At 68.1% G+C, this 18,518-nt stretch carries 18 protein-coding genes; 1 reads left to right on the top strand and 17 read right to left on the bottom strand.

The genetic code is table 11. The features are described 5' to 3' along the window. Positions 1-97: 97 nt before the first annotated feature. The 4 genes from AC5P98_RS17760 to AC5P98_RS17745 form a co-directional block, all read right to left on the bottom strand. Positions 98-1,135 carry a fimbrial protein gene (locus AC5P98_RS17760; protein WP_046428755.1) on the bottom strand — a complete coding sequence of 346 codons (1,038 nt, stop codon included), beginning with the start codon at positions 1,133-1,135 and terminating at the stop codon, positions 98-100. Further along, positions 1,126-3,690, bottom strand: coding sequence for a fimbria/pilus outer membrane usher protein (locus tag AC5P98_RS17755; RefSeq protein ID WP_049408715.1), 2,565 nt, complete (start codon positions 3,688-3,690; stop codon positions 1,126-1,128). Before AC5P98_RS17755 ends, AC5P98_RS17760 begins: the two co-directional genes overlap by 10 nt. Positions 3,691-3,782: 92 nt before the next feature. Continuing rightward, positions 3,783-4,511 (bottom strand): fimbrial biogenesis chaperone, encoded by a 729-nt coding sequence (locus AC5P98_RS17750; protein WP_049408714.1) that lies wholly within the window; start codon positions 4,509-4,511, stop codon positions 3,783-3,785. 85 nt (positions 4,512-4,596) lie between these two features. Beyond that, positions 4,597-5,136 carry a fimbrial protein gene (locus AC5P98_RS17745; protein ID WP_014645903.1) on the bottom strand — a complete coding sequence of 180 codons (540 nt, stop codon included), beginning with the start codon at positions 5,134-5,136 and terminating at the stop codon, positions 4,597-4,599. Positions 5,137-5,594: 458 nt separating this feature from the next. Between AC5P98_RS17745 and AC5P98_RS17740 the strand changes: the two genes are divergently transcribed. Beyond that, positions 5,595-5,960, top strand: coding sequence for a hypothetical protein (locus tag AC5P98_RS17740; protein WP_014645902.1), 366 nt, complete (start codon positions 5,595-5,597; stop codon positions 5,958-5,960). A 16-nt stretch (positions 5,961-5,976) separates the two neighbouring features. Here the strand turns inward: AC5P98_RS17740 and pncB are convergent, their stop codons facing one another. The 13 genes from pncB to xpsF form a co-directional block, all read right to left on the bottom strand. After that, positions 5,977-7,158: a nicotinate phosphoribosyltransferase gene (pncB, locus tag AC5P98_RS17735; RefSeq protein WP_014645901.1), complete on the bottom strand. Its 1,182-nt coding sequence runs from the start codon at positions 7,156-7,158 to the stop codon at positions 5,977-5,979. 102 nt (positions 7,159-7,260) lie between these two features. Further along, a complete protein-coding gene (locus tag AC5P98_RS17730) occupies positions 7,261-8,100 on the bottom strand; it encodes a glycosyltransferase family 2 protein (protein ID WP_049408713.1) in 840 nt (279 codons plus the stop codon). Continuing rightward, on the bottom strand, positions 8,097-8,948 hold the full coding sequence (locus AC5P98_RS17725; RefSeq protein ID WP_049408712.1) for a glycosyltransferase family 2 protein: 852 nt from the start codon (positions 8,946-8,948) through the stop codon (positions 8,097-8,099). Before AC5P98_RS17725 ends, AC5P98_RS17730 begins: the two co-directional genes overlap by 4 nt. Before the next feature lie 622 nt (positions 8,949-9,570). Then, positions 9,571-11,778, bottom strand: coding sequence for a type II secretion system secretin GspD (gspD, locus tag AC5P98_RS17720; RefSeq protein WP_049404733.1), 2,208 nt, complete (start codon positions 11,776-11,778; stop codon positions 9,571-9,573). Positions 11,779-11,787: 9 nt separating this feature from the next. Then, complete coding sequence (locus tag AC5P98_RS17715; protein WP_014645897.1) at positions 11,788-12,576, bottom strand: type II secretion system protein, XpsN-like; 789 nt, start codon at positions 12,574-12,576, stop codon at positions 11,788-11,790. Next, entirely contained in the window at positions 12,566-13,279 is a 714-nt protein-coding gene (gene gspM, locus AC5P98_RS17710; protein ID WP_049404735.1) for a type II secretion system protein GspM, read from the bottom strand. The genes AC5P98_RS17715 and gspM overlap by 11 nt, the downstream gene beginning before the upstream one ends. Next, entirely contained in the window at positions 13,254-14,399 is a 1,146-nt protein-coding gene (locus tag AC5P98_RS17705; RefSeq protein WP_049404737.1) for a PilN domain-containing protein, read from the bottom strand. The genes gspM and AC5P98_RS17705 overlap by 26 nt, the downstream gene beginning before the upstream one ends. After that, positions 14,396-15,259, bottom strand: coding sequence for a type II secretion system minor pseudopilin (locus AC5P98_RS17700; RefSeq protein ID WP_049404739.1), 864 nt, complete (start codon positions 15,257-15,259; stop codon positions 14,396-14,398). The genes AC5P98_RS17705 and AC5P98_RS17700 overlap by 4 nt, the downstream gene beginning before the upstream one ends. Continuing rightward, positions 15,256-15,888: a type II secretion system protein J gene (locus tag AC5P98_RS17695; protein ID WP_049404741.1), complete on the bottom strand. Its 633-nt coding sequence runs from the start codon at positions 15,886-15,888 to the stop codon at positions 15,256-15,258. Before AC5P98_RS17695 ends, AC5P98_RS17700 begins: the two co-directional genes overlap by 4 nt. After that, positions 15,885-16,304 carry a type II secretion system protein XpsI gene (gene xpsI, locus AC5P98_RS17690; RefSeq protein ID WP_049404743.1) on the bottom strand — a complete coding sequence of 140 codons (420 nt, stop codon included), beginning with the start codon at positions 16,302-16,304 and terminating at the stop codon, positions 15,885-15,887. The genes AC5P98_RS17695 and xpsI overlap by 4 nt, the downstream gene beginning before the upstream one ends. Next, on the bottom strand, positions 16,301-16,795 hold the full coding sequence (xpsH, locus tag AC5P98_RS17685) for a type II secretion system protein XpsH (RefSeq protein WP_049404744.1): 495 nt from the start codon (positions 16,793-16,795) through the stop codon (positions 16,301-16,303). The genes xpsI and xpsH overlap by 4 nt, the downstream gene beginning before the upstream one ends. Before the next feature lie 6 nt (positions 16,796-16,801). Beyond that, the gene (gene gspG / locus AC5P98_RS17680) at positions 16,802-17,245 is read right to left on the bottom strand and encodes a type II secretion system major pseudopilin GspG (protein WP_014645890.1); all 444 of its coding nucleotides are present in this window, start codon (positions 17,243-17,245) and stop codon (positions 16,802-16,804) included. A gap of 49 nt (positions 17,246-17,294) precedes the next feature. Beyond that, the gene (gene xpsF / locus AC5P98_RS17675; protein ID WP_032956504.1) at positions 17,295-18,515 is read right to left on the bottom strand and encodes a type II secretion system protein XpsF; all 1,221 of its coding nucleotides are present in this window, start codon (positions 18,513-18,515) and stop codon (positions 17,295-17,297) included. Positions 18,516-18,518: the final 3 nt, after the last annotated feature.

The following is an 18,518-nucleotide window of genomic DNA, read 5'->3' as shown; positions in this document are numbered from 1 at the left end:
CGATCTTCATCGTTGCAGGATCAAGACGCAGTCAACGCCGCCCGTGAGCCGGGCGACGTTGCGGCGGAACGCAGCAGGGGCAGCCGCCGGGGCGGCCTTACTCGTACTGGATGGTGAACGTGGCCTGGCCGTTTGCGACACCCGCGCCCACCGTACCGGCCTGGGTCTGCACGTAGCGCGCGCGCAGCGGCAGCGCCATGACGCTGGTACCCGGCGCGGTGGTGCCAACGCTGATGGTCTGGCCGAAGCGCACTTCACGCTCGGTGCTGCCATCGCGCTGGACCATCTGGATGCCGATGCGGGTGGCACTGTTGCTGGCCGCGCTCAGCTTCAGCACGCCCGGCATGTTCGAGCTGTCCTGGTCGGCATCGAGGCGGATGCCGATCTTGCTCTGGTAGGCGGCAACGTTGCTGCCCTGGCAGTTCAGGCGGATCTCGAAGTCGCGATCAACGGCCTTGGAGCCGACACCAGTGAAGGTGGTGTTGGGCACACTGCCGAAATCGACGGCAATGTTGCGGCTGCCGGCCTGCACTTCACAGGTCGGGCTGACCACGGTGGTGCCCGAGCCCTTGAACGTCGAGGTCAGTACCGGGCGCCCGGGGCCATCGCCGTCGAAGTAGTAGTTGGTGAAGCGGCCGTTCGGCGCGATCACGCCCGAACCGGTCTGCGCAGCGGTCTTGATCAGCTGGATGCGGAACTGGCCACCGATGAGGCTGACCACGGAACCGCCACCGAAGTTGATCGAGTGCGGGTAGTAGGTCTGGATCGCACCCGAATCGCGGTACAGGCGGATGCCGACGCCTGCCACATCGGTTTCATAGACGTTCGAGAAGCCGGCCACGGGGCGCTTCTGCGCTGCGTTGACGTACTCACCGATCGAACGACCGCCGGTCCAGGAATCGCAGCGGGCAACGCTGTTCTGCTGGGTGATCGGTTCACTGATTTCCTTGATCACACCGCCGACCGGGGTGCTGGGCAGGATCACGATCTGGCCCATGTCCATGGTCACGTCCTGGGCGATGAACCAGCTGTTCTGGATGCGGCAGGCGGCGCTGGCCTGCTGCGCCAGCAGCACGCCGCCCAGTACGGCCAGCGCGGCCAGCGCCTGGCGGCCACGGGAAGAAATCATCGGCATGCTGCCTCCAGCGGGATGAAGCCGGTCTTGGACGCATCGGCGCCCGCCGGTACCTGGTAATCAATGGTGCAGCGCTGGTCGGCACCGGCGCCCCACTCGACCTGCAACTGGCCCTGGTTCTTCTCGCTGCGCACGTACAGGCGGCCGCCCTGGCTGACCATGCCGACCGGCTGGCCCTGTTCGTCCTTGACCTGCGCACCGAACGGCATGCTGCGGCCATCGGCGTTGCGCACCTGGATCAGCAGCGCGTTGCCCTTGCGGGTGTCGAAGCGCAGGTAGCTGATGGCACCGGCGAACGGCGCGATGGACTGGCTGGTGCTTTCCAGTTCGACGTCGTGGGCCATGCCCTGCGGATCGAGGGTGACGGTGTTGAGGCGGTACGGCGACACGTACGGCACCACGGCGTAGCCGCGGCCATCGACGCGCAGGCCCGGCGCGTTGCTGACGATCGCATCGCGCGCGCCCGGCGCTTCGACCAGCACCATGGTGTCGCCGCGCTGCGGGGTGAAGGTGAAGCCGCCCGGATGCACGACCACGCTGCCGTTGGCACCGACCGACGCCTGGCGGAAATCACGCGAGTGGCTGTAGGTGGCGTTCAACGCCGAGTAGCGGCTGCGGTACTCGGCATTGCCGACCGCAGTGGTGCCACCCTCGCGGGAATCGGACAGGGCCACGCCGTAGCTGAAGTTGTTGTCGACGCCGGCCGAACCGGTGATGCCGACGCGGCTGTTGTCGTAGCCACCGCGGTCGCGCGCGCCAAGGTCGGCGCTGAACGACACCGGGTGGGTGCCCCGGCCCAGCGGCACGCTCATCGACAGCAGGTACTGGGTATCGGAACGGCCGAGCACGCCTTCTTCGGTGCGCAGCGCCGAGAAACCGTAGTTCACCGAGCGCCAGGCGTTGTTGTAGCCCACCTGGTACTGCTTGGAGGTGCCGGAACGGTCGTAGAAGTCACGCACCGAGCCGGTCACGTACAGCGCACCGCCACGTCGGCCCAGCGGCTGGTTCAGCGTTACCTGGAACTGGCTGCGCTGACGGCCACGGGTGGTCGGATCGATGCCGCGCTTGTCCGAATCACGGCCATACAGCGCGTCCTGCAGGCTGTAGAAGCCTTCAGTGGAGTAGCGGTAGGCGGCCAGGGTCAGGTTGGTCCCGGTCTCGCCGATCATGTTGCTGTAGCTCAGCCGCACACTGGCGCCGGTATGGCTGCCGTAGTGGTCGAACGAGGTCCGTGCATGGGTGACGTCGGCAGCGAAGGCACCAACGCGCGTGGACAGGCCAACACCGTACAGCAGCGACAGGTAGCCTTCGCTCAGCGCGCTGCCGCCGTACAGGGTCAACTGGTTGCCGATGCCACGCTGGTAGGTACCCTGCACCAGCCACGGCTCATCGGCCAGCAGCTTGTTGCGCACCTGGCCGGCGGTCAGCGAGTAGCGCGACACGCCTTCGCGCAGCATCTGCGGCACAGAACCGAACGGCACCTTGAATTCGCGGCGGCGGCCGTCGGCCTCGATCACGCTCACTTCCAGGTCGCCGCCGTAGCCGGTCGGGTACAGGTCGTCGATGACGAAGCTGCCCGGCGATACGGTGGAGGAGTAGATCAGCTGCTGGTTCTGGCGCACTTCGATGCGCGCGTTGGTTTCGGCAATGCCGCGCACGACCGGCGCGTAACCGCGCAGCGAATCGGGCAGCATGCGGTCGTCGCTGGCCAGGCTGGCACCCCGGTAGCCGATCGAATCGAACAGCTCGCCCGTGGTGTAGGCCTCACCAATGGTGAGCATGCCGCGCACCTGCGGGATGCCGCGCTGCGCATAGGTGGCAATGCTCTGCCAGTGGCGGCCGTTGCCTTCGGACCAGGTCAGGTTGGAATCGTGGCGGAACTGCCAGCCTCCCAGGTTCAGGCCGGCGTTGAGGCCGAGGTAGGCGCTGCGATTGCGCTGCCCCCCTTCAACACGGCTGTCGCTGTCGATGGCGTTGAAGCTGTAGCCGACGAAGCCAGCGTTGATGCCGCGGTCCCACAGCGACGGATTGACGTAGCCGCGCGCCTCGCGGCGCAGGAACACCTGCGGGATGCTGAGGTCGTAGCGCAGGTTGCCGCTGTCATAGATGCCATAGGCATTGGCCATGCGCCGCTGTACCGGCACGCAGCTGGTCGTGTCGGTCGGCAGCGTCGGGTCCTGCTGCAGCAGCACGGCCTCGCTGTCCACACCCATTTCTTCCAGCATCGGCAGCGGCAGGCAGGCGTCGACGCGGCCCTGCTCATCGGCCTTGAACTGCAGATCGCGACGGCCCTGCCAGCCACCGTTGACGTAGACGTCGACACGGTAGGTGCCAGCCACCATCGGGTTGCCATTGGTGAAGGAGGCCAGGTCGACCTGCTTGGCCTGGCCGGAGAGGAAGCTGGAGTTGAACTGGGCCGACTCGGGTGCACGCGCATTGGCCGCACCGCTCTGCGCCATCAGCGCCTGTTCGCCGAGATTGGCCGGCGCAGCCAGCGCCCATCCTGGGCAGGCCACGCCAGCAACCAGCAGGCAGATCGCCTGGTGGATCGACAATGTCAATCTGTTTCCGATCACACTGACATTCCTTCAATTCGCCGCGCGGCGGCGGTGGCGGGATGCGCAGGCCCATGGCCGGCGCGGCGCGTTCAGCCCCCGGTACTGCCGAGGCGGACCGTGTGCTCCACCCGACCGCCGTAATCGTTGATGGTGATGAAGCGCACCTGGTCGGAGCCCGCCGGTGCGGTGAACTCCAGGCTCTGCTTCGGCGCGACCATGGCGCCCTTGTCCTCGACGGTCTTCTCGCTGCTGCCGGTCACGGCATGCACTTCGGCCAGCGTGACGTGGAAGGGGCTGGGGTTTTCCACCCGCAGGCGATCGCCCGTGCGGGTCCAGCGCAACGCTGCCGGCGCGTCGTTGGCGACGCCCTTCAGGCCCTGCGGCCGGTAGAACAGTTTCAGGCGCGAACGGAACGCGACCTGCAGGTAATTCTGGTCGCCGCTGTCGGCGTTGTCGGGCGACGGCGGCACATCCAGCACGTTGAGCCAGAACACCGACTCACGGTCGGTCGGCAGCTGCGCACCGGAGAAGATCACGCGCAGCGCCTGGCTGCGGCCCGGCTCGACACGCGCGATCGGCGGCGTCAGTACAAACGGGGCGTCGCTGTTGTCGGCGGTCTGGTTGGCGTCGCCGCTGTCAATCCAGGCCTGGACCAGCGCCGGCGAATCGCCCACGTTGTCGACCTGCACGGTCACTTCGCGCGCCTGCGCCGGATAGATCACTCGCGTGCCGTTGACCACCACGCCGGCCAGAGCGCTCTGGCAGAAGGGCAGCGTGAACGCTGCCAGCAGCAGCGCCCGGGGAAAGATTGCTTTCATCGGAAGTACTACGCTCGAGGGGTGTGGCCAGGGGCCGCGAAGCACTGGCCGGCGCGTACGCCGGCCAATGCGGGTACGACGACGATCAGTTGTAGATGATCGTGTACTTGACGCTGCTGGTGACGTCGCCCGGGGTGGCGGCGGCAGTGGCGTAGTACTCAGCGTAGTAGTTCAGATCGGCCGAGCCGTCGGTGCCGACGGTGACCCACTGCGAGTTGGTCTGCGCCAGGCCAGCGCCAGCAGCCTTGATCGGCAGGAACTGGTTGTTCGAGCCCAGCAGCTGCAGCTGCACGTTGGTGGCAGCGTTGGCCGAGGCCTGGTTGACCAGGCGGCCGCTGTTGAAGTCGACGGTCGAACCCGGCTCGAAGTAGGTGGCGACGTTGCCGGCGCTGCACTTGGTCAGGTTGATGGCGAACGGGGTACGGCCCGCAACGGCACCGGCGGTGGCCAGGGTGTTCTTGGACACGGTCGGCAGGGTCACGGCGAAGTCCTTGCCGCCCGGGGTCGAGATGGTGCAGGTCTTGTCGGTCACCTTGCCATTGAAGGTGATGGTGCCGTCGGCGGCGTTGGCGGCCAGCGGAGCGGCGGCCAGCATCAGAGCGGCAATGAGGTTCATCTTGTGCATTCGCTTTTACCTAACCCTACTGAAGAGATGAGAAGTAGAGGAGGAAGCAAGGAGCACTGCCGGGCTAACAAGACCCATCCTTGCGTCTCACCTGTGGCCGGACTCGGACATACCTCTCCCTGAATCCGTGACGCAAGTATAGGCACAACTGTGATGAAAGTCTCATTATTTTTCTGAACGCCAATTCATTGACGCCTTAAATGTGACGTGTTAGGCGAATCACAGCCTCGGGGTGCGGGGGATTTGACGCGGGGCCCGGTCACGCTACAAACGACTGGGGATGTCGCATTGCGCGACGCGTTCGGCACGCGCGGAAACAGGCATTTTTCAGGGGAAATTTGGCTTCTTTGATGCGCATCACTCTTTCTTGGTGATGGCCCTAGCAGATTCGGAATCGTCCTATTAAAGGTTGATCGATCCTGTCGCTAACTAGGACACACCGAACCAGAGAACGTGTCATGAGGAACTCCATTCTGCTGTGCGTGGCCCTGATGTCCGTCAGTGCGCTGGCCCAGGCCAGCAGCGGCAGCATCCGTTTCAGCGGCCGTATCGCCGAGCCGGGCTGCACGACGAACCTGTCCCAGGGTGAGCTGAGCCTGGCGGCCTGCCCACCGTCGGCCAAGGGCTCGACGGTGGCCGTGACGGCACTGGCCGATGGCCAGGCGGCGACGCTGCGTGACGGCAAGCGCCAGGGCCAGAAGCTGTCGGTGTCGGCCAGCGCGATGCGCGCCGGCGATATCGCCTTCTCCGAGCGCTACAGCGTGCAGGCTTCGAAGCAGCAGCCGCTGCAGGGCGCCTACCTGGTGGTCGTCGACTACCTGTAAGCCCTGCAGGCCGGTATTACTCCGGCTGCGGCAATTCGAACACCTGGCGCAGGTAGGCCAGGTAACCCGGGTCGTCGCACATGCTCTTGCCCGGCGAATCGCTGAGCTTGGCCACCGGCTGGCCGTTGCAGCGGACCATCTTGATGACGATGTTGAGCGGCGTCGGGCCGAGGTCATTGGTCAGGTGGGTGCCAACGCCGAACGCGACCTGGCAGCGACCGCGGAAGTAGTCGTACAGCCGCATCACCTTGGCGATGTCGAGCCCATCGCTGAACACCAGCACCTTGCTGCGCGGATCGACCCGGCGCTGCTGGAAATGCGCCAGCATGCGGTCGCCCCAGTCGAACGGATCGCCGGAGTCATGGCGCACACCGTCGAACAGCTTGCAGAAATACATGTCGAAGTCGCGCAGGAACGCGTCCAGGCCGACCACGTCGGACAGCGCGATGCCAAGATCGCCGCGGTACTCGCGCGCCCACGATTCCAGTGCTGCCACCTGCGAATCACGCAGGCGCGGGCCGAGCGCCTGGAACGCCTGCAGGTACTCGTGGGCCATGGTGCCGTGCGGGGTCATGCCATACAGGCGCGCGAAGTGGACGTTGCTGGTACCGACCAGCTGCGGGCCGAGCGCGTCGCGCAGCAGCGGCAGCAGGCGGGCATGCCAGTCACGCGAGTAGCGGCGGCGGCTGCCGTAGTCGGCGATGCGGCAGTGCTCGAAACCGGGGGTATCGCGCAGCAGCGCGGCCTTGGCCTGCAGGCGGCGCTCGCCTTCGGCGAAGTCGGCCGTGGTGGTGTTGCGGAACCAGACTTCGTTGATGATCGCCAGCAGCGGCACTTCGAACAGGATCGTGTGCAGCCACGGGCCGGTGATGTCCAGCTCGATCTCGCCGGGCACGGCCGTCGACGCACGCAGCTGGATGTACTTGCGGTCCAGATGGAACAGGCCGAGGAAATCGGCGAAGTCCGGCTTCACGAAGCGCAGGCCACGCATGTAGTCCAGTTCCGCGTCGCTGAAACGCAGGCTGCACAGGTGGTCGATTTCCTCATCGATCTGGGCGATGTAGCTTGCCAGGTCGATGCCGGGGGTGCGGCACTTGAACCGGTACTGCACCTGGGCGCCGGGGTGCTGGTGGAGCACCGCCTGCATCATGGTGAACTTGTACAGGTCGGTGTCGAGCAGGGACTGGATGATAGGCATGGGGCGGATTATGCGCCCGGCGGAGTGAACCGTGGGCGCGGCGAGTGGAGCCACACCATTGCGTGGATGACCCTTTCCATGCAGCCGAGCGTGGGCTCGGCTCTACAACGACCTGCGCAGCAGGCGCGGCACCAGCATCAGCGCATGCACCCAGATCGCAGCCCATACCGCCGCGCGCACCGGCAGCGAACGCTGCCTGGCCTCGAACTTCTGGAAGTAGCGCCACAGCCCCCTGTGCTTGTGCCATTCCACGAAGAACGGCCGCGAGCGGCTGGAGACACCGCGCACATGGGTAACCTGCAGGTCGTTGGCGATCGCTACCACCGCGCCGGCTTCGCGCGCGCGCCGGCACAGGTCCAGGTCCTCGGCGTGCAGGCGATAGCCCGCGTCCCAGCCACCGATACGGTCGAACAGCGCGCGCGGCATCATCAGCAGTGCGCCGGACAGTGCCGGCACCCGCTGCAGTGCCTGGTGCGGCTCACGCGGAACCGCCAGCTTCGAGCCCTTGCCGGGCGAACGCAGCATCTTCAGGAAATCCGGGTCGCGGCGGCGCACCGCCTCGTCGGCATGGCCATGCTCGTCCACCTGCTCAACGCCCAGCAGGCAGTCGCCCAGCGCTTCGGCGCGGGAGCGCAGTTCGGCCAGCGTGTCCGGCTCGACCATCAGGTCCGGGTTGATGAAGGCCAGCCACGGGCTGTGCGAGTCGGCCACGCCCTGGTTGTTGGCGGCGGCGAAGCCGGGATTGTCCGGATTGCCGACGAAGCGCACGCGTGGATCGTGGCTGGCATGCCGCTGCACGATGTCCAGGGTGCCATCCAGCGAACCATTGTCGATCACCCGGATCTCGGCCACATCCTGCGCCTGGCGCAGGCGCGAGAGGCAGGCATCGATGGTGCTCCCACTCTGGTAAGTGACGACGATGGCGGCGATGGCAACATTCAAACGGGTGGCTCCGGCACTGACGGGACGAACAGGTCGCCCTGTTCCTTCGGCATTATCGCCTGCCGCATGCGCTGCTGCAGGTCGGCGCGCAGCCCGTGCAGCGGGTCGTGCATCAGGAAATCGGCCAGCCGCGGTACCCAGGCCGGCCAGCGCGCGGCCAGGGCCTCCAGATCGCCATCGCGGCTGACCGCCTCCCCTGCCCGGCTGACGAAGGCGGTCTCGCACAGCACGTTGCGCCAGCCAAGGCCGGCCATGCGCAGGCTGAGGTCGACCAGTGCCGCGTTCCAGCCAGCGTAGCTGTCTATGTCCAGGCCGCCGGCGCGACGGCGCGCGTTGCCGCGCACCAGCACCGCGTGGGTGACCGCCGATGGCAGCTCCGGGTGAAGCGTCGGCAGCGTCGCGCAGGTGTGCGCCAGCAGGACCGGGTCCTGCGGCTCGGGATTGATCTCGCCCAGCCGTGGCCACGCGGCGGTCTCGCCGGCATTGCACCAGGGGGTTGCGGTGGCGATCGCGGCATCGCGGGCGAAGGCATCCTGCAACTGCTGCAACCAGCCGGGTGATGGCACGCTGTCCGGCGCCAGCACGGCCACGTCCAGGCCATCGCAGGCGCGCAGCATCTCGTCCAGATGGGCGACTTCGCCCAGTGGCCGCGCGCGCCGGGTGTACTCGGCCTGCAGCGGCGTATGCGCCAGCCAGTGTTCCACCACCGCCTGCGCGCGTGGCCCGGTCTGTGCGTCATCGGCCAACCAGACCGCGGTCCCTGGCGCCGTGCCGGCATCCAGCGCGGCCAGGCAGCGGTCGAGTGCGGCATCGTCCACGCACAGCGGCAACAACACGATCGCCCCCATCCCGCCTCCGTGGTTGTCGGTGGCCACAGCGTAGCACCGGGAGGGTATCGGCCGGGTTGCACCCGGCACCCGCGGAGGCTGGAGCCGAAGCCGAAGCAACAGCCAGAGCGGGTTCCTGGGGGATGGCGGGGTGGGTCCGGTTGCGGGGGACGCTGCAAGTACGTCCATGTAAGCTCGGTCGCCGCATCCATGCGGCTCACGCCCCCGCAACCGGACCCACCCCGCCTTCGACAGATTTCTGCGATCTGTCGGCAAAGCCTGGGGTCAGATCCGTTTTCCAGAGGAAAACGGATCTGACCCCATTTTCTGATTTCGAAATCTGACAGACAGTCATCCACGCATGGCGCGGATCCACCGTGTCGACCAAGGTCGACACCTACCAACAGCCGCGGGAGTCTGTCAGAGGTGGGTCGGCGTGGGGTGGCAGGACCGTTGGCGCCATGGATGGCGCCATCGAGCCCCCAGGGACGGGTTTACGGCGTGTCCTGCCACCCCACGCCGACCCACCCTCCCTCAGTAAACCCGCTGCTGCTGTTGCTGTTGCTGTTGCTGTTGCTTTCGCTTTGGCCGTTGCCGTTGCTCCGGCCTCGGCGGGTGCCGGGCGCCGCCCGGCCGTAACCCCTTACTTCTTCGCGCGCGGCTGGTTCAGCGGCTCCATCGCGCGGAAGCGCTTGCTGTACTCGTCGGTCAGGTTGCGCGATTCCAGGCTGTTGCGCACGATGCTCGGGGTCAGCAGCACGATCACCTCGGAACGGCGGCTGGAGCGGCTCTTCTGCCCGAACAGCGCGCCAACTACCGGAATACGGCTCAGGCCGGGAATGCCGCTGCTGCCATCGGTGCCCGAATCCGTGATCAGGCCAGCCAGCATGATGGTGTCGCCGCTCTGCACCGCCGCTTCGGTCGACAGCTTCTTTGTGGAAATTCGCGGGTTGCAGTTGCGCTCGGTCGGATTGCAGTTGTCGGGCACGTTCGAGGCGCTGCTCACTTCCTGCACGATATCCAGGAACACCGTGCCATCGCGGGTCACGCGCGGGCGCACCTTCAGGATCACGCCGGTGTCGATGTACTGCACCGAGCTGTAGGTGCTGGTGCCCACGCCGGTGTTCACCGTGGTGGTGTTGATCGGCACCTTGTCGCCCACGTTGAGCGTGGCCTCGGCGTTGTTGCGCACGAACACCGAAGGCGTCTGCAGCAGGCGTACATCCGTGACCTTGTCCAGCGCACTTACCACCGCCGCGCCATTGTGGCCGGTGAATGCCCAGCCCAGGCCTTCGCCGCCCGTTGCGGCACCGGCGAAGCTGCTCCACGAGCCACCCGCTGCCGCCGGCAGGGTCACGCCGCCCAATGCGCCCGTCAGGGCACGCCCGGCCACGGCATTGTCAAAGAACCAGTTCACGCCGTACTTCAGGTCGCCATCCAGCGAGACCTCGGCCACCTGGGCTTCGATGTGTACCTGCAGCGGCATCACGTCCAGCTTCTCGATCACCTCGCGGATCGAGCGCCACGCCTGCGGCGTCGAGCGCACCAGCAGGGTGTTGGTTTCCTCCACCGCCGACACGCCGACGCGGTCGCCCTCCACTTCCAGGCTGACACTGACGTTGCCGGGCTGGCGCTGCGGCAGGTTCAGGCTGCCATTGCTGCTGCCACTGCCACTACCACTGGTTCCGCCCAGCGTCGAACCCAGGTTGCTGCTGCTGTTGTCCATGCCACGGTCGCCGTCGCCGCCCAGCTGCGACGGAATGGCGCCCGGTGCCAGCGAGGCCGGGCTGGAGCCGCCGCGGTTGCCACTGCTGGCGAAGGCCTCGCTGAGGCGCTCGGCCAGGTCGCGCGCCTTGATGTAGCGCAGCTCGTAGGAGAACAGGCGGGCGCTGCCACCAGCGGTGTCGATGCGATCCAGCCACTGCTGGATCTGGTCCAGGTAGCGCACCTGCGGCGTGATCACCAACACGGCGTTGGCATTCTCCAGCGGCAGGAAACGGAACATGCCGGCGCTGGGCGTCTTGCTCTCTTCGCCGAACACCTTTTCCAGGTCGGCCGCGACCTGCTCGGCCTTGCCCGACTGGATCGGGAACACGCCCACCGACATGCCCGACAACCAGTCGACGTCGAAGATCTCGACGGTGCGCAGGTAGTTTTCCAGTTCCGCGCGGGTACCCCCCAGGGTGATCACGTTGCGGCCACTGTCCACGTTGACGATGGCGTTGGGGCGCGCGTACGGCTCCAGCACCTTCTTCATTTCGGTGGCGGAGATGAACTGCAGCGGGACCACGCGGACTTCGAAGCCGCGCGCGCTGGCCGCGGGTGCCGTGCTTGGCGCGACCGTGCCGGCCAGCGCCTGGTCGGCGGCGACGATGTTGTAGCGCCCACCGCTGTAGACCATCCGCGCGTTGTTCCAGCCCAGCACCATCTCCAGCAGGTTCAGTGCCTGCGCCGGCGATACCGGCTTGGGCGTGGCCAGGGTGACCGTGCCCTGCACGCCTGGTGCGATCACGTAGTTCTGGCCAAGCATGTCACCAAGGATGGCCTTGACCACCGCATGCAGCGATTCGCCTTCGAAGTTGAAGGTCGCCTCGCCGGTACTGGCACCGTGCAGCGCCGGTGCCGGCGCACGCGCGGCCTCGCGGTTGATCATGGTGCCGGTGCCGCGGCGGATCACCGCCTGCGGTGCCCCCTGGCTTTCACGGGCGGCATCGGCAGCGACATCGGCCGCCTGGCCGGCGTCGGCGCTTGGCGACAGATTGCCGTTGCGCTGCACGTGCGGCGCGGACACCGTACTGCAGCCGACCAGCAGCGCGAGGGCAAAGGACCAGGGAAGAAAACGCAGGTTCATGCATTCACTCTATCGGTTGGTGCCATCGCCCGGGGGCGGCGACGGTTGTTGCTGCTGTTGCTGCAGCTGGCGGCGGCGGGCCTGGATGCGCTCGCGGATGGCCTGCATCTGCGCTTCACTGGGACCGTTGTTGTTGGCCGGTGGGGTTGTTGCAGCGGCCGCCGCAGGCGCTGGTGCATTGCCAGCGGGCGACGGCGATGGGATTGCCGCGGGCGGTGGCGGCGCCGGCGGAGCGCCCGCCGAGGGCGGCACCACGATCGCACCTGCAGGCGGTGCGCCGTTGGCACCGCGCAGCACCGTCGGCGGCTCACCGCCCTGGCCGTTGAACACCGCCAGTTCCAGGACCTGGTTGCCACCGGGGCCGATCACCGTCGCCTGGCGCGGCTGCAGCGCCACCAGCTGCCAGCCATCCACGGCTTCGCCGTTGAGGCGCAGGCGCAGCGAGCGGTTCTGTTCGGTGGTGAACGTGGCCATGCCGAAATCGCCGGTCAGCAGCACACCGGTGAGGCGCAACGCGGCGCTGGCCGCCGGTTCGCTGCCACCCAGCAGATAAGGCCGCGGCCTGCGGTCTTCGGCGAACAACGGGCGCTCACCGATCGCGCTGTAGCTGTCGGCGCTGGCCATGCGCTCGGCCGCCAGCGGCGGCAGCGATGGCAGCGATGGCGCGGCGTCGGCATCACCGCCGGCACCCGGCAGCTGGCTGCCCAGCCCGAAGCCGGTCGCCAGCCAGACGGCGGCCGCCCAACCGGCCAGCGCCAGCAGGAAGCCGGTACGCAGGCTGATCTGCTCAAGTTTCATCGGCCACCTCCTGCCCTTCGGACGGGGGCGCCGGCTGCGGCGCAGGTGCGGCCTCGGCCGGCGACGCGGACGGTGCCGGTGTCGCAGCAGGCGCCGGAACCGTGCCATCGGCGGCAGCGCCCGGCAGCAGATAGCCGGCCAGCTCGAAGGACACGTCCAGGCCCAGCCCCGATTCGTTCGGTGATTGCTGGAAGCGCTGCGCGATCAGGTTGAGGTTGTCGACGAACAGGCGTGGGCTGCCGGTTTCCAGGCTGTGCAGCACGGTGGCCAGTTCGGCCACCCCGCAGCGCAGGCGCACCTGCATGGCGACGCGCACGAACTCGGCGTCGCGCCGGTTGTCGGTCAGCGGCGTGCGGTTGCTGATGGTGCAGCTGCGGTTGCCCGGGCTGGCCATCGCCACCGCATCCTGCAGCCGGGCGCCCAATGCAGCGGCGGCAGCTTCGGCAGTGGCTTCGCGCAGGAAGCCTGGCCGCTGCTGCAGTGCCTCGCGGGTAGCGCGAAGGCGCTGTTCGATCTGCGGCTGCTGCTGCAGCTGCGCCTGCACGCGCGACTCGCGTTCGCGCAGGGCGGCGACATCGGCATCGATCGCACGCAGCGGCTGGGTGAACCAGGGGTGCACCAGCAGCAGATAGGCCAGGCCCAGCACTGCCAGCAGCAGTGCCAGCGCCAGCCAGCGGTCACGGCGTGCGCTTGGCATCGGCATCGGCCGCCTCCGGGGTTGGTGCGGCGGCCGGCAACGGCTGCAGTTCGGCGGTCATGGTGAAGCGGTCGCGGCCACTGGCCGCGCCATCGGCCTGCAGCACCCCGGTCAGGTTGACCTTGCGCCACTGCGGTGCGTCCTGCAGCAGCTGCACCAGCTGCGACGCCTCGCGGCTCAGGCCGATCAGCTGCAGGTTGTTGTTCTCGATCGCCAGCTTCTCCAGGTAGGTACCTTCCGGCAGGCGCCGGGTCAGTTCGTTCCAGATTTCAACGGTGCCGGCGCGCTGGCTGCGCTGCTTCTCCAGGAATGCGGCGCCATCGATCAGCGCCTGCAGCTGCGCGCGTTCGCTGGCCACACCTCGCGCACTGCGCGCGCTGCGCTCGACCTGTGCACGCAGCTCATCGGCGGCGGCCTGGCGGTTGTCGAGCAGCTGCACCGCGGCCAGTACCAGCATCACGACGGCAGCCACTGCCAGAAGCAGGTTCCAGCGTCGCATCGGGTCTGGCCGCAGTTGGCGCTGTGCGGGCGGCAGCAGGTTCACCTGCAGCACGTTGCCCTGCGCATCGATGGCATCGACGCCCGCCAGCGCATCGGCCCATGGGCCCACACTGGTGCGCCATGCGTCCAGCTGCCGCAATGGCCACGCCACCAGTTCGACCTGCAGCTGGCCCTCGCCGCCCGCGCCGAGCTCACGCACGTCATAACTGACCTGGGATGATTCGAACGGGGTCTGCCGGTCGATCTCGAAACCGACCACGGCGCGCAGGCGGTCGGCCGCTGCAGCGGGCAGGCGCAGGCTACGCCGCAGGACATCCGTCGCCGGCAGCAGCCACACCCGCGGCAGAGTACGCAGGCGAGGCTCCAGCACGCGGTCCAGCTCCACCGGCGACAGCGGCCACGGCAGGCGCGCCACCCCTTCGCGGCGTTCGCCGGCTTCACGCCAGACCTGCAGCTGGTCGCCCTCGTGCTGCAGCAGCAGGCGTGCCTGGCCCCAGCCCAATGCCCATTGCCAGCGCACCGGCACCCAGGCCAGCAGCGACTGCCGCCACCAGCGCAGGAAACGGCCGGCGCCCGGGCCGATCCGGCCCTGCACCTGCCGCAGACTGTCCTGCCACGCCGTCATCTTGCTGTCATTCCCTGCTCCCAGCGAAGCACTGTGTAAGTCCGCCCGGGAACCCCGCCCGAGCCACTGCGTACCACTGCCTGCAACACCGACCTGCGTCCACTGCCGTCGATGGCACCGGACTCGATACTATAGGTGCCGCTGCTGCTGGCAAGCGTTGTCGTGCCGCCAGCGGAATCTGCATCACGCTCCTGCTGTGCGCGCTGCGCCATCACACTGTCCGCATCCAGGCCCAGCGCGGTCAGCACCGGCGCGCTGGCGAACTGCGGATCCGGCCGTGCCTGGCGGCTGTAGAGGGTCAGGTGCGGCAGCATCGCCCGGTACAGGGGGCCGCGCATGCCCAGGACCCGCTGCAGCTCGCCCAGGGTCTCGAAGCGCTTGTTGCGTGGGCCGTAGGGCAATCCGGCTGCGGCGTAGTCCGGCGCTTCGGCGCCACCGCCCGGTTGCAGCAGGCTGTCCTCGTCGCGCCAGTCGATGATGGCGCCGGCCAACTGCCGGGCCTGTGCATCGTCTTCGCCCAGCGCCTTGAGGAAGGCGGTCAGCAGTGCGGCGTCGGCCAGGTTCAGGTTGATCTTGCCGTTCTCGTCCAGCACCTTGATCTCGATGCTGGCGTCGTCGAACTGCCAGCGGTAGGTACGGCCATCGGCACGCCAGGGCGCCCGTTGCGGATCGGCTGACAGGCGCATGAGGGCATATTCGAGGCCGGCGCGCGCACGTTCCTGCCCGCGTGCATCGTCATCCAGCACGCGCTGCTGCAGGTGCTCGACCCGTGCGCTCAGCGCGAACGCACCGACCAGCGCCGTCATCAATGCGATCAGCCACAGCACCAGCACCAATGCCGCCCCGCGCTGACGGCTCATCGCGTGCCTCCACTGCCACCGGCACGCAGCGCCACCACCAGTGGCGGCCACGGCGCGCCCCGGGATGGCACGATCTGGATTTCCACCAGCATCGGCAGGCGGCGGGTGTCATCCCAGCGCGGCAGCCAGTCGGTCACCTGCCCGGTGCTGGCATCGATGCCGCGATAGCGCAGCTGCACTGACTTCAGGTTGTCCACCAGCACCTCCGGCGGGCGCGGCGGATTCTCGGCGATGCGCTCGCCTTCCTGCAGCAGCACGAGGTCCAGCAGCAGGCGCTGTTGGCCACCGCGTCCGTCCACCTGCAGCGCGTGCAGGTAGGGGCCGCCACGGCCGAGGTAACCGGGCAGGTCGGCGGCGAACAGCATGCGTTGCTCCTCGCCCTGGAAGAAGATGGGTTCGCGGGTGGGGTCCGGGGCCTCCAGCGGGGTGCGCAGTGCACCCGCCAGCTGCCTGCGCAGCAACGACTCGACCGCGCGCATGCGTTCGCTTTCAGCGGCGATCTGCTCGCCGCGCTGGCTGACCGCCATCGCCGAGCGCACGCTGGCAAAGGCCAGTGCCAGGCCGCCGGCCAGCAGCACGGTGGCCAGCATCACTTCGACCAGGGTGAAGCCCGCGGCGCGCCGCTTCATCGCGCGTTCTCCAGGTCGGGCGGCAACAGGCGCAGGCTGCGCCAGTGCAGTTGTTCGCGCTCGCTGTCGCCCCAGCGCACCCGCAGCTGCAGCTCGGCCAGCCATGGGTTGCCCGCTGACGTGGCCTGCACGGCGTTGCCGGCGCGTGGTTCCACCCACGGCTGGACCTGCAGCTCCCAGTGATAGCGCCCCTGTTCCCAGTCACCCTGCTGGCTGCCCACCTGCAGCGGCGCGTCGACACCGGCCTGGGCCAGCAACGACTGTGCATGCAGCACCGCACGCGTGCGCAGCTCGGCGTCACGCACCTGCTTCGCGCCACCGGACAGGCTGCCCAGCAGCAGGGTCAACGCCAGGCCCAGCAGGGCGAAAGCGATGATCACTTCCAGCAGGGTGAAGCCACGCGCGCGCCGCTTCATTGCGCCCGCCAGGGGCCGGAGCGGACCTCGCCGGTCAGCCAGCCGACGTCGACGCGCCATTCGGCACCGTCGCGCTGCAACCGGATACGGCCGCCGCTGGAGCCACCATCGGGATGGAACTCGATCACGCCCTGCCCCGCCGCGGTGGCCAGCTGTGCGGCACCTTCGAACTGCACCTGCAGCTGTGCCGGCACCTCACCGTGGCGCTGGTTGGCCCCCTCCCAGCGGCGCCGTGCCGGTTCGATCACGAAGCGCTGCGGTTCGCCGCGGGCGATCGCCTGCGCGCGCACCATGCGCAGCTGGCTGGCGATGTCCTTGCCGGCGCTGCGCAGCTGCATGCCGGCGAACCCGCGCGACAGGCCGGCGGCGGTGATCAGGCCGATCGCTGCGATCAATGCGATCACCAGCAGCATTTCCAGCAACGACAGTCCAGCCGTACGCCTGCCGTGCAGGCGCGGGCGTGGCAACCGGCGCGGCAGGAAGTGCGTCATGCGCGGTTACGGCTGGTAGCGGATGTCAGCGTCGACGCTGCTGCCGCCAGCCTTGCCATCCTTGCCCAGGCTGACCAGCTCATACGGCTGGCCTTCGCCCGGCGCCCGGTACTCCAGTGCGTGGCCCCACGGGTCATTCAGGTCGGCGGGCTTGGCGTACGGGCCGAGCCAGCCGCCGACACCGGCCGGCGCCGTCACCAGGTCGTTGAGCGTGGCCGGCAGCTTGCCGGTGTCGATCTGGTAGTTGTCGATCTTGGAGGCGACGGTCTGCACCTGCGCCTTGGCGATGTTGGCCTTGCCACGGTCGGCGCCGCCCAGCACGCGGCTGGCGACCAGGGTCAGCACCGCGCCGATCAGCACGATGACGATGATGATTTCCAGCAGGCTCATGCCCGACTGGTTGCGCGCGGCGGTGAAGGAAAGGCGGATCGGTCGGCGACGGGCAATCATGGACGGTCCTTTCAGTTGCGGAGTGTCGGGGTTGCAGGGAGTGCCATCGTCAACCGATGGCATTGGTCAGGTCATACAGCGGCACCAGCACGGCCACGATCACCGCGCCGACCACCGAGGCCAGCACCAGGGTGATCGCCGGCACCATCGCCGCCAGCATGCGGTCGATGCGCCGGGCGCTGTCCTGTTCGAAGGTGTCGGCGGCCTTGAGCAGCATGGTATCGAGTGCGCCGGATTCCTCGCCGACCTGGATCATCTGCAGCGCCAGGCGCGGGAACCGCTTGCCGCGCGACAGGGCCAGCGACAGGCCGGCGCCGTTCTTCACTTCATCGGCGGCCGTTTCGACGTCAGCGGCCAGGGCGCGGTTGCCCAGCACGTTGCGCGCGATGCCCAGTGCCCCCAGCAAGGGGACGCCGTTGCGCAGCAGTGTGCCCAGCGTGCGCGCCAGCCGGGCGGTTTCCAGCTCGCCGATGAGGCGACCGATGCCACGCCGCTGCAGCAGCCAGCCATCCAGCGCCAACCGGAACGCCGGTTGCCGCGCCTTGCGCTCGAAGAACAGCACCAGCACGCCGGGCACCACCAGCAGCAGCACCCACCAGTCACGCACGAACAGGCCCAGCTGCAGTACCGCGTTGGTGAACCACGGCAGCGCCACGTCCAGGCTTTCGTACATCTGCGCGAACTGCGGCACCACGTAGCCGAGCAGGAACAACAGCGCGCCACCGACCACCACCAGCAGGATCGCCGGGTAGACCAGCGCGTTGATGACCTTGCCCTGCAGCGCGCGGCTGCGCTCGAGGTAGTCGGCCAGGCGTTGCAGGGTTTCATGCAGGCTGCCACCGGCTTCGCCGGCGCGCACCATGTTCACGTACAGACGCGAGAACAGCCCATGCTGGCGCTCCAGCGCGGTGGACAGCGGTGCGCCACCGCGCACCACGTCGCGGATGTCGGTGATCGCGCGGCGCGATCGTTCGTCCTCGGGCAACCCCAGCAGGATCGACAGCGCGCGGTCCAGCGGCTGGCCAGCACCGAGCAGGGTCGCCAACTGCTGGGTGAACTGCAGCAGCGCGGCCCCCTGCAGCGGGCGCTGCTGCAGCAGGTTGCGCCAGCTGCTGCCGCCGATCGCGCCGGCGTCGGCCAGCTGCGTCTCCATCGGCAGGTGGCCCTGGTCCTGCAGGCGCGCGATCAGCTCGGCCTCGCTGGCCGCTTCCATCTGCCCATCGAAGACCTCGCCATGCGGATTGAGCGCCTTGTAGCGATAGTTCGGCATGTC

The organism is Stenotrophomonas sp. YJH_SMC_135, from assembly GCF_059372355.1.
Note: the sequence above shows the minus strand (reverse complement) of the source record. Positions and strands in the feature narration are given on the sequence as shown.